The organism is Actinoplanes sp. NPDC051859 (assembly GCF_044452725.1).
Classification (GTDB): Bacteria; Actinomycetota; Actinomycetes; order Mycobacteriales; family Micromonosporaceae; genus Actinoplanes.
In genome coordinates, this window is the sequence record NZ_JBITBX010000009.1 from 332,688 (window position 1) to 343,774 (window position 11,087).

Sequence of the window (11,087 nt, forward strand, 5' to 3'; positions counted from 1 at the left end):
CGGGTTCGTACGGTGGGGGCGTTTCCCGACCCGGCGATGATGAGCGACGCCGAGCTGGCCGCCTATCTGCGCGCGGTCACCGACGCGCAGGAGGCGGTCCGGTTTGACTGGCCGCGGCACGCCCGCCCGGAGCAGCTGGAGCCGGACGCCGCATACCGGGTGTGGCTGCTGCTGGCGGGCCGCGGGTTCGGCAAGACCCGCACCGGCGCGGAGACCATGCGGGGGTGGGCGAGGAAGCCGCGCGGGCACTATGCGGTGATCGCCAAGACCGAACGTGAAGTGTTGAACATCTGCTTCGAGGCGCCGCGGGCCGGGCTGGTCGCGGTGATCCCACCGGCGGAGGTGGCCCAGTTCAACCGGGGCGCGGGGTCCATCATGCTGCGCCTGAGCAACGGGACGATCATCCGCGGGTTCGGCGCGCAGGACCCGGACACGCTGCGCGGGTACGCGTTCGATGGGGTGTGGGCTGACGAGTACGCGGCCTGGCCGGTGCAGTCCGCGCAGGGCGTGTACGACATGGCATGGTTCTGCATGCGCGAGGCCGCCGCCCCGCACATGATCATCTCGACAACACCGAAGCCGCTGCCGCACGTGAAGAAGCTGCTCACCCGGCACGCGAAGCAGAAGGCCAGCCGCAAGCGCCGGATCGTCGTGACCCGTGGCCGGACCCTGGACAACGCGGCGAACCTGTCCGAGGACGCCCTCGAGGAATTGCTCGAACAGTACGAGGGCACCCGCCTCGGCCGGCAAGAACTCGACGCGGAGCTGCTCAGCGACGTAGAAGGCGCCCTGTGGAAGACCTCGTGGATCGAGGCGGGCCGCGTCGACGCCGACGACGTGCCGGAACTGACCCGCACCGTCGTGTCCGTGGACCCGGCCGACACCGTGTCGGAAACCTCCGACGAAACCGGCATCGTCGCGGTCGGCCGCGGTGTCGACGGCGACCACTACGTGCTGGCCGACCGCAGCATGCGCGTCGCCGGCATGGCCGCCGCCCGCCGAATCTGGCAGTGCTACCTCGACGTCGACGCCGACCTCGTCATCTACGAAGGCTCGTCCGCGTGGATGCGCGACATCCTCGTCGACGCTTGGACGGCAATGCAGGCCGAAGGACTCCTGCCCGGCGGCGATGCACCCCTCGACGTGGTCCAGGCGCGGGTGTCGAAGCGCGTCCGGGCCGAACCGGTCGCGGCCAGGTACGAGGTCGACCCGCCCCGGGTCCACCACGTCGGGACGATGGCTAAGCTGGAAGACCAGCTCACCACCTGGACCCCCGAGTCCGGGCACTCCCCGGACCGGCTCGACGCGCTCGTGCACGGCGTCGCGTACCTGCGGGTGCGAGAAGCCCGGCGCGCGGTCGTCGCGTCTCCGTTGTCGACTCGGGATGTTCGTTCCGGATTGTCGGCTCGGGGGTTCGAATCTCGCAGATGAACAGGCCGACGAGATCCGCACCGCCCTGCCTGCGCATGGCTTACTGCCGGTTCGGCATCAGCCAAACCCGCCGTTCAGTGCCAGGTCAATGAGGGCTTGGGTGGCCCCATCGGTTGCTGCTGTCACCGTAGCGACACCGATTTTGTCGGCAATCGCACGGAGCTTCCCGGCCTTCTTTACTACCTCACCGGTGTCCGGCTCATCGCTTTCGACGGCTGTCCGCAGGTCGGCCACGGCTTCAACGAGTTCCGCCCGTTGGGCTTCGGTGATGTCGACTGCTACCTGTTGGACCTTGTCGAGCAGCCGAAGCGCATCCTCAACGCTCAAACCTTTGGCGCTGGCACTGGCCTTGGCGCCGATGGCGACGGGTCCTGTGGCTGCTTGGATCGTCGTGTTGTAGACGTCCCCGATGCGGTGGCTCACTGCGGCGTCGACCTGACCCTTCTTGGGAAGCTCGGAGAGCGGCGTGTCGGCGGTGAGATCCGCGACTACATCCACAAGCTTGGTGCGGACCTGACCGAGGATGCCCGCGAGCACCGAACCGCTCATGACGTAGGACAGGCCAACGACCTCCTGGAACGGGCCGAGTTCCTCGTTCCAGACTGTTTGGGCGTAGGCGAGGGCGGGTGACGCGAAGAACATCTGCTTCTGGTCGGCGAGCCGTTCCAGCTCCTCGATCGGGTGCTTGAACGACATGTGGTCCGGTATGAACTCTTGGGCGTCAACCGGAAGCTGGTATCGGTCGACGATCCGGTTCTTCGACCACGTGTTTCCGCTGATTGAGTTCATGGAGATTGCGGGACTGGGGACCCTGCGGTACGCCGGCACCTCATCGTCGTCGCCGTAGCCGTTGAGCTCTTTGCGCGCCCAGGATCGCAGCGTCTCCGAGCCGGTCTCGGCTCCAAGCAGAAGGCACTTGCGCAGTAGGCCCGCGAGTGGCTGCGACTCATCGAGCAAATGTTCGCGCAGCGATCGGAGCAGGGTGTCGGTCACAGATAAAGGCTAGATGCCGGGTCCGACAAACAGCGGACTGCTCCTCGGGAGAAAGGTATCCCGCCACCACCCAACCGATTCATCGAGAGGATCTTCTCATGTCACTGAGCGTGATCAAATGATACAATGAATATATACAGCTCAGACCCTCTGAGCTGCGAAAATGGGGAGGATCTTCACGTGGCGACCACAACGGAGAACCGTCAAGGCTTGAGGCTCGTGGAGCCCGGCGAAGAGGTGCAGGCGGGTGCCGCGAACCCGAAGGGCTACCTGCTATATCTCGACCCGCGCGACCTGCTGGGGCACCGCGGCAACCTGCGCCGCGACCTCGGCGACCTGAGCGAGCTGCAGGCGAGCATCGCGGCGGAGGGCGTCCTCCAAGCCCTCACGGTGATCCCTGCGGATGAGGGTCGGTTCCGGGTAGTGGCCGGGCACCGCCGCACGGCGGCCGCGTCCGCCACGTTGGAGGCCGGTGAGTGGAACCCGGCGTGTGCGCCGCTGGTGCCATGCCTGGTGCGACCGGATCTAGTGGACCGTCCCGCCGAGCAGATCTTCGCGATGCTCGGCGAGAACGACCACCGCACGGACCTGACGGTCAGCGAACGCAGCAAGGGCTACGCCCAGCTCGCCGCGTTTGATATCGCGCCGGCTGAGATCGCCCGCCGCGCCGCCATCAAGATCGAGCACGTGAGGGCGGCGATCCGCCTCGACGCTATGGGTGACGACGTGAAGGCCAAGGCCGACGCGGGTCAGCTGAACTTCGACGACATCTTGGCGCTGAAGGAGTTCGAGGATGACCCGAAGGTAGAGCAGCGGATCATCTCCGCGGCGGGCACTGCCTGGGGGGCCCGGCATGAGATGGCGGTGGAGCGCAAGAAGCGCAAGGACAAGGCGCGGGCCGCCGAGTTGAAGGCCGAGTTGAAGGCGGCCGGAGTTCGGGAGGTGCCTAGGCCGAAGGCGTGGCCGTACGAGTCGAAGGCGGTTGGCGTCAACCAGCTGGTCGACGCCGAAGGGAACCGGCTGGACGAAAAGGCGGTGAAAACTCAGGAGGGCTTTGCTGCGTTCGTGGACATGCAGAACGCCCCGGTGAGCGTCGTCTACGTATGTCTGGATCCGGAAGGCATGGGGTACACGCGGCCGCGGGGAAATACCTTCAAGTCTGCGGAGCAGCAGAAGGCGGTGGAGCAGACGCGAGAGGCCGAAGACCAGCGGCGGGCCGCCCTGGACGTGGCAGCGCCGGTGCGGCGCAGATTCATCCGAGAACAGTGGGGCAGCGCGAAAGCGGCCAAGGAGTTGCTCGAAGAGGCGACGCGGACCGCGGCGGTCAATCCGTCTGAGCTGATGGCCCGCAACACGCAGGACTACATGGCGGTCTTAGCCGGCGGATCGCTCGACAATCTGAGCACCGCCCGGCTGGACCGGTTGCAGCGGGTGCAGGTGTGCCGTTGGATCGCCGACCAGGAAGAACACATCGCCGACGTCAGCATCTTGGGCTGGACTTTTAAGACGGAACCGCAGCGAGCAATCGACTGGTTCGACCGGCTGACCGCCCAGGGCTACGGCCTGTCGCCGGCCGAGACCGACCTCTACGAGAGGCTGACCGTGCGGGCGTCGGACCTTGCGGCAGAAGTCCAACGGCGCGCGGCGGCCGAACGGCGCTCCCAGGTGCGCAAGGCCGAGCAGGTCGCGGCCGGTGAGCGGTTGGTGTTCACGCTGTGGCCCGTCTCGGAGGGTGACCGCGCGAGCTGGGAGCTCGTCACCGGCCACGGCAAATACATCGGCGATCTGGTCTCCGATGATCTCCGCCAGGTGCAGCAGTGGGCGGTGGTGGAAGTGCAGGACGAGGGCTTTGTCGCCGAGCAATGGCAGGAGAAACGCGATGAAGAGTCGTCGACCACCTACTACGTGATGGAGGTCGACGACGTCGACTCGGACGCGCAGGACGAACCCGAGGCAGGTGCGGACGACGGTGATGATGCGGAGCCGGTGTTCGCATTGTTCCCGGTTGACGAGGACGGCAAGCCGCAGTGGTGGTTGATCCATGACGACTTCGGTACGGCGATCGGTGAACTGTATGCCGGACCCGACGAGGTCGACAGGGCGCAGGAGTGGGCGACGGACTTCCTGGCCAGCATGCAGTTCCAGGACACCACCTGGCGCGCAGAGCGCGGCGGGGATCTGGTGCCGGATCACTACCGTGCCACGTGGCCCGACGAGCAGGACGACGGCACAGCGGTGACTCCCGGCGAGGAATACGCGCAGTAAGCAGTCGGGTCGCGCTGCGGCCGAAAGGCGGAGACTCTCCTCCCGAACCAGGGTGGAGAGTCTCCGCTTTTTATACGGCCGCAGTCACACTGTTAGGCTCATAGTCATGGTGGTGTGGTTTGAGGTGGCGATCGTTGTGCTCGCCGTGGCCCGGCTGACCCGGCTCGTCTGCGCGGACAAGATCACCGAACCGGTGCGGGCCTCGGTGGTGCGCCGCCTTCCTGCCGGAAGCATGTGGGCGTACCTGCTGTACTGCCGCTGGTGCGTGTCCGTGTGGGTCGCCGCTCCGGCCGCCGCCACCTGGTGGACGGCATCGTCGGCTCCCCGCTGGTCGGGCCATTGGTGGCTGGACGTTCCCACGGCCGCGCTGGCCCTGTCGTACGCGACGGGGCTGCTGGTGCGCGCCGAGCCGGAGGCATAGTCCGTGGCGTGGTGGGGGAGGCGACCCAGCGACGACACCCCCGTCGGGCGGGCCACCGCCGTGGTGGCGTCGGCGGCGCGGATGCGCTACGACTCTGCTGGGTCGGTGCGCCGCATCGGCCGCCAGGAGTGGCAGGACGAGGCATGGCGCCACTACGAGGAGTGCGGCGAGCTGGCGTACATCGTGGACCTGATCGCGAAAGCAATGTCCCGCTCGCGGCTGTACATCACCCGCCTCGACGAGCACGGCGACCCGATCGAATCCGCGGACAGCGCCGCGCCCGGCGACATCAACGACACGTTCCTCGGGGGCCCCGCCCGGCAGCCCGAACTGCTGCATCAGGTCGGGGTGCAGCTCGGCGTGCCCGGCGAGTGCTACCTGATCGGCGAACCCGAACGCGACAGCACCGGCCGCGCAGGCGAGCGCGAGCAGTGGCTGATCGCCTCCAACGACGAGCTGCAGGAGCGCTCCGGGCAGTACCTGCTCGACCAGGGCGACGGTCCGCGCGAGCTGGCCGCCGACGAGACGGTGATCGTCCGGATCTGGGTGCCGTCTCCGCGCAAGCACCAGCTGCCGAAGTCGCAGGTTCAGGCGAACCGTAGGGTGCTGCGCCTGATCGAACGGCTCTCGCAGTACGTGCAGAGCCAGATCGACTCCCGTCTCGCCGGCGCCGGCATTCTGCTGCTGCCCAACGAGCTGTCGTTCGCGGCCTCCGACCAGCAGGACCAGCCCGAGGACGGGGTCAGCTCGTTCCTGGCTGCGCTGACCGAGGCGATGACCACCGCCGTGCGTGACCGGGACTCCGTCGCCGCCCTCGTGCCGATCGTGGTGCAGGGCCCGGCCGAGCATTTGGAGAAGGCGCGGCTGCTGTCGTTCGCCACCGAGCTGTCGGCGTCGGTGCCGGGCCTGCTCGACGGGGCGATCCGGCGCCTCGCCCTCGGCTTGGATGTGCCGCCGGAGGTGCTGCTCGGGATGGCCGAGACGAACCACTGGTCGGCGTGGCAACTCGACGAGGCGACCATCAAGTACCACGTTGAGTCCAAATTGGAACTGTTGTGCGCGGCGGTGACGCAGCAGATGCTGTGGCCCGCCCTGGACGGCGTCGTCGACGACCCCCGCTCGTGGGTGGTCTGGTACGACACCAGTGAACTCACCCAGGCCCCCGACCGGGGCAGCGACGCCAAGGACTTGTTCGACCGTGGGGAGCTGTCCGGTAAGGCGCTGCGCCGTGAGACCGGATTCTCCGACAACGACGCCCCCGAGCCGGTCGAGCGGGAACTGCGCCAGCTCTTGGAGATCCTGCGGACCGTGCCCGAGGCCGGTCCGCTGCTGGTGACCCGGCTGCTGGAACTCGCCGGCGTGACCGCGGACGTCGACGTGCGGCTACTGCTCGACCGGGATCAGGCGGTCAACCCGGCGCCCCGTGCCGAGGAACCCGCGCCTGCGGTGCAGGACCCGGACCGTGCGCCACCCGGCCGGGACCAGGCCGCCCTCGCCGCGTCGGCGGACCGGGCCGAGCCGGTGGTCGCCGCGTGTGAAGCCCTGGTGCTCAAGGCTTTGGAGCTGGCCGGCAAACGGATCCTCGGCCGGCAGCGCTACCAGCACCGCGACCTGCCCGCCTGGGAGTACCACACCGTCCGGCCCGCCACGGTCGACGCGGTGCCGCGGCTGCTCGACGGCGCGTTCGCCACCGTCCCGGCCGTCGCGCCTCGCCTCGGCGTCGACCCGGACGTGTTGACCGCGCAGCTCGCGGCGTACGTCGGCGGGCTGCTCGTCAGCGGCGCCCGCCACGACCCCGACGCCCTGCGCACGCATCTCGCCCACCGGGCCGGCGACCTGGTGCCGGCATGACCGGCGACCCACAGACGAACAACGGCGGCGGGTGGCAGCTGCCGCGGCTGGTCTCCGCCGCCCGGCTCGCCGGGTGCGAGCAGCGCCTGCACGCCGCGGTCCGCGCCGCCCTCACCGCCTGGCTGGCGGCGGCCCGCCGCCTGACCCTGCCGGCACTGACCGCGGCCGCGCTGCCTCCGGACCCGTCCGCGCTGGCCGGGGCCGGGCAGGCGTGGCTGGACGCGATGACCGTGCACCTGGTGCCCGAGGTCGCCGACATCTTCCGCACCGGCGTGATCGACGCCGGAACCGACGTGGATCTGCTCGCCGTGCAGGACGCGGTCGCCGACTACCTCGACCAGCTCCCGAACCGGCTCGCCGGGATCCCCGACGACGCGTGGACGCAGGTCACGGCCACCATCACGGAACTCGCTGGGCAGGGCGCGTCGATCCCGCGGATCCGTGACGCGGTCGCCGACCTGCTCGGCGCCGACGCGTGGGACGGCCGCGCCCAGACGATCGCCCGCACGGAGACGATCGGCGCGTACAACGCCGGCACGCTGACCGGCTGGCTCACCTCCGCCGCCGCGCTCGACGAGAAGTTGGACAAGGTGTGGGTGGCCACCCACGACGAGCGGACCCGCGACGCGCACCGCGCCCTCGACGGGCACCGCACCCCCCTCGACGGGGTGTTCGTCGCAGGCGGGGTGCCGCTGCGCTACCCGGGCGACCCGGCGGCGCCGCCGCACCTGACGGTGGCGTGCCGCTGCACGATGATCGAGGTCCCGGCCGGCGAGCCGCTGCCCGACCTCCCCGCGCATCCCTGGACCGGCCGCCCGGCCGGCACCACCGTGACCGCGGCCGCCGCCGCGGAGGATGGAGTTGGCATGGCCAGATGGGAAGGCATCCTCGCACCCCTCGGCGAGGTCTCCGGAGACCGAAGGGTCTTCGCCCTCGACGGGGCCTGGTCGTTCCGGGAGTTCCCGCTGCCGCTGCGGTGGGCCCGCGAAGACGCGCCCGGGCATGAGGGCGCGGTCACGATCGGCCGGATCACCGCCGGCACCGTCGACGACGGGCAGCTCACCGGCAGCGGCGACTTCATCGCCGCCGTCCCCGAACTCGGCGAGGCCCTGGAGCTGCTGCGCGCCGGGGTGCTGTACCCGTCCGTCGACCTGGACGACTTCGAGTGGACGCTGATGGATTCCGCCGGGGTGCTGATCGAAGACATGACCGACGAGCAGTTCGAGGCGTTCATCGACGCCGGGGAAGAACCGACGGTGCTGGTCACCCGTGGCCGGGTCATGGCCGTCACCCTCGTCGGGACGCAGGCGTTCCCGCAGGCCCGCATCGCCCTCACCGACGGCGACACCGCGGCTGACGTTGCCGAGGACGCGGTCACGGCGGGCGGTCCGCCCGCGCAGGCGGCGGCGCCGCTGTACCCGCCCCGGGCGTGGTTCGGCGACCCCGGCCTGTCAGAGCTGACCCCGGTCACCGTCACCGCCGACGGCCGCGTGTTCGGCCACCTCGCCGACAACGACTGCCACCTGTCCTTCCTGCCCGGCGGGCAGTGCGTGCTGCCCCCGACCGAGGGCGGCTTCGACTGGTTCCACCGCCCCGAGATCCAGACCGCCGAAGGTGACCTGATCGCGGTCGGGCACCTCACCGCCGGCACCGGCCACGCCGACCTGTCCGCCAGCGCCGCCGCCGCGGTCGAGCACTACGACCACACTGGCGCCCAAGTCGCCGTCGTCCGTGCCGGCCGCGACCCGCACGGCATCTACATCGCAGGGTCCCTCGTGCCCGAAGCCACTGCGGCGCAGGTGCAGCTGCTGCGCCGCTCCCCGCTGTCCGGGGACTGGCGCGTCATCGGCGGGCAACGCCAGCTCGTCGCGGCGCTGTGCGTCAACGTCGGCGGGTTCCCCGTCGTCCGCGGCCGGTCCGCCGGCGGCCGGTCGGTGTCCCTGGTCGCCTCCGGCTGGACCGGCTGGCAACCCTCCACCACCACCCCGCGGCGGCGCACTGGGCTCGTCATGGCCGACTCCGCCGCCCTCGACACCGCCGTCCGCCGCGCCGTCGCGGCCGGGTTCGCTGCCGAACGCGACGCGGCCGCCCGGCGCCGGCAGGTCGACCAGATCGCCGGGACGATCGGCCGGGACCGGCGCTCGGTCGTCGATGCCCTGGCCGCCGAAGTCCACCCCTCGCCTGTGACCACCGAACTGTCGAAGGAGATGAGCTGATGGCCGGATGCGGATGCGGTAACCGCCGGAGCACCACCGTGTGGCTGCTCGAGTACGAGAACACCAGGCGGCCTTCGACTGAACACGCGACGAAGACCGATGCGGAGATCGCTGACGCCCGTAACGGCGGTGGCGGTACCATCCGCCCGATCTCGATGTAGAGCTGCGTCTGGTGGGATCGGCTGGAGCCCATCTCGACGCGGATCACCCATGATTCCTAGAGCAGCTCTAACAGTAAAGCTGGGGCGTGGTACCCGGATCCTAGGTGCCACACCCCAGCGTTCATGTCATGGGCCGCCACCCCGCTTCCGGGGCTTGCGGCGGTTCCGACGAGCCGGCCTTGATGGCGGCAGCTCGCTCGGTTGTTGCTCTGTGGGTGGTTCACTCGCGTCCCCGCGCGGAACCACTGGATGAATGGCAATCCGTATTCTGCGACGACCAACGGCGTTCTCGTCGATCTCGGCCTCGCCGCCGCGCTCCTCTACCCGTCTCGCCAGCAGGACTGTAGTGACTGCATCTATAGCCTGGCGTGCAAGGAGGTAAGCGAACAGGGCTGGGATCGCACTTGGGGGAACCGCGGCCAGCAGGCCAGCGAGTTCTCCCACAGTTGGGTGCCTAGTAGGTCAGTTCGGGCGTCATGCAGGCCCGCCTTTCGCTCAGTAACAGCTTTGCGGCTCGTTCACTCGTGCATAGCCAGGTTTCCCGGTTGGAGAGACGGGCCCTTCCAGGATTCATAGCCATACCAAGAGTCAGAATCACGCACTGCCGCCATGATCGGAAGGGGCCTGATGTCGAGTTACGCTGGTCGTGTAACGCCGATGCTGGCTACGGGCCGGTCGGGAGAATCCTCCCGCAGTAGGAGCGTCGGGCCTCATGCGACTGATCATGTTCAACACCACCATGGGCGTGGCCGCCGGCCTCGCCCTCGTACTCGTCCCCCGCTTCTGGGCCGTCGTCCGCGACGTCCGCCCGCCGCTGCTGCTCGTCAACCGCGACCGTGAGGCAGGCGGCTGGGCCGCCACGTTCGGGATGCTCGGCGCGATCTGCACCAGCCTCGGCTTCGTCATGACCGTGTGGCACCCCCTCGCCCCCGCCAAGGACTACATCGACAGCATTTTCGGCGAACCGACCCTGATGCTCGGCGTGCTGCTGCTCGCCGCCGCCTGGTACCTCGCCCGCACCCGCGGCCCGATCAACCAGGACCGGCTCCGCGCGGCGCTCAGTCCGGCGAGCTGGGTGGTGTTCTGGCTCGGTATCGTCCTCGCCTGGTGCGCCGCCGCCATCGCCCGCTTCAACGTCGTCTCGTCGGCGCCGGCCGAAGAACCGATCACCGGGCTGCTGCACGACTGGCCGATGATCGAGAACCTGTTCTTCGCCATCGTCCTGTACGGCCTCGCCGCCGTCGGATGCCTCGCCTTCCCGTTCGCGGTCCGCTCGTGCAGCCGGATTGCCTGGCCGATCATGTACTGGTCCTGGATCGTGTCCGGTGCGGCGTTCGCGCTCGTCCCGGCGAGAACTCACGGGATGTCGCACACTGCCGACATCCGGTGGTGCGCTCGGCGGTGATAGTGGAGGGCTCAGAACGCGCCTCAGGACCGTTGGCATCGATGCTCGTCGCGACTTTAAGCTGGACTGAGCGCACCCTGCCAGCCAACCTGGGGAAGAGTTCCGCAACAGCCGGTTGGCGTCCGAGGACCTCGGTGAGGGTTGGCTGGGCGGTCATCAGCTGCTGGCCGTGATCTTCGACGAGACATGCGCGCCCTCGCAGTGAAGGATCTTCCCGCAGTATTGTTTCCGCTGGTCGGGCAGGTGGGAGGGGGGGGTGTCCCTATGGGTTTCGTCAAGCGGCGAGAGCGTGGTCGCTCGGTCGTGTTTGGTAGGGGCTGCGGTCGCGGAGCATGGCGAATAGG

7 protein-coding genes and 1 pseudogene are annotated in these 11,087 nt (G+C 69.1%); 7 read left to right on the forward strand and 1 reads right to left on the reverse strand.

What is annotated here, in order from left to right; all coding sequences use genetic code 11:
- Positions 1-12: 12 nt before the first annotated feature.
- Positions 13-1,431, forward strand: a complete 1,419-nt coding sequence (locus tag ACIA1L_RS23965) for a terminase large subunit domain-containing protein (RefSeq protein ID WP_396075098.1) — start codon at positions 13-15, stop codon at positions 1,429-1,431.
- Positions 1,432-1,488: 57 nt separating this feature from the next.
- Here ACIA1L_RS23965 and ACIA1L_RS23970 read toward each other — a convergent pair whose 3' ends face one another.
- The gene (locus ACIA1L_RS23970) at positions 1,489-2,424 is read right to left on the reverse strand and encodes a hypothetical protein (RefSeq protein ID WP_396075099.1); all 936 of its coding nucleotides are present in this window, start codon (positions 2,422-2,424) and stop codon (positions 1,489-1,491) included.
- A 345-nt stretch (positions 2,425-2,769) separates the two neighbouring features.
- Between ACIA1L_RS23970 and ACIA1L_RS23975 the strand changes: the two are divergent.
- The 6 genes and pseudogenes from ACIA1L_RS23975 to ACIA1L_RS24000 all read left to right on the forward strand — a co-directional run.
- Positions 2,770-2,883, forward strand: a pseudogene (locus tag ACIA1L_RS23975) (ParB N-terminal domain-containing protein); the annotation flags it as partial.
- 69 nt (positions 2,884-2,952) lie between these two features.
- A complete protein-coding gene (locus ACIA1L_RS23980; RefSeq protein WP_396075134.1) occupies positions 2,953-4,689 on the forward strand; it encodes a hypothetical protein in 1,737 nt (578 codons plus the stop codon).
- 106 nt (positions 4,690-4,795) lie between these two features.
- Positions 4,796-5,110, forward strand: coding sequence for a hypothetical protein (locus ACIA1L_RS23985; RefSeq protein WP_396075101.1), 315 nt, complete (start codon positions 4,796-4,798; stop codon positions 5,108-5,110).
- 3 nt (positions 5,111-5,113) lie between these two features.
- On the forward strand, positions 5,114-6,961 hold the full coding sequence (locus tag ACIA1L_RS23990) for a hypothetical protein (protein ID WP_396075102.1): 1,848 nt from the start codon (positions 5,114-5,116) through the stop codon (positions 6,959-6,961).
- A complete protein-coding gene (locus tag ACIA1L_RS23995) occupies positions 6,958-9,177 on the forward strand; it encodes a phage minor head protein (protein WP_396075104.1) in 2,220 nt (739 codons plus the stop codon). The genes ACIA1L_RS23990 and ACIA1L_RS23995 overlap by 4 nt, the downstream gene beginning before the upstream one ends.
- A gap of 873 nt (positions 9,178-10,050) precedes the next feature.
- A complete protein-coding gene (locus ACIA1L_RS24000) occupies positions 10,051-10,743 on the forward strand; it encodes a DUF981 family protein (RefSeq protein WP_396075105.1) in 693 nt (230 codons plus the stop codon).
- The last annotated feature ends 344 nt before the right edge of the window (positions 10,744-11,087 follow it).

Bases quoted from the DNA above. Each gene is read 5' to 3' on its own strand.
- ACIA1L_RS23985 (WP_396075101.1), top strand. From the start codon at position 4,796: ATGGTGGTGTGGTTTGAGGTGGCGATCGTTGTGCTCGCCGTGGCCCGG.
- ACIA1L_RS23995 (WP_396075104.1), top strand. From the start codon at position 6,958: ATGACCGGCGACCCACAGACGAACAACGGCGGCGGGTGGCAGCTGCCG.
- ACIA1L_RS24000 (WP_396075105.1), top strand. From the start codon at position 10,051: ATGCGACTGATCATGTTCAACACCACCATGGGCGTGGCCGCCGGCCTC.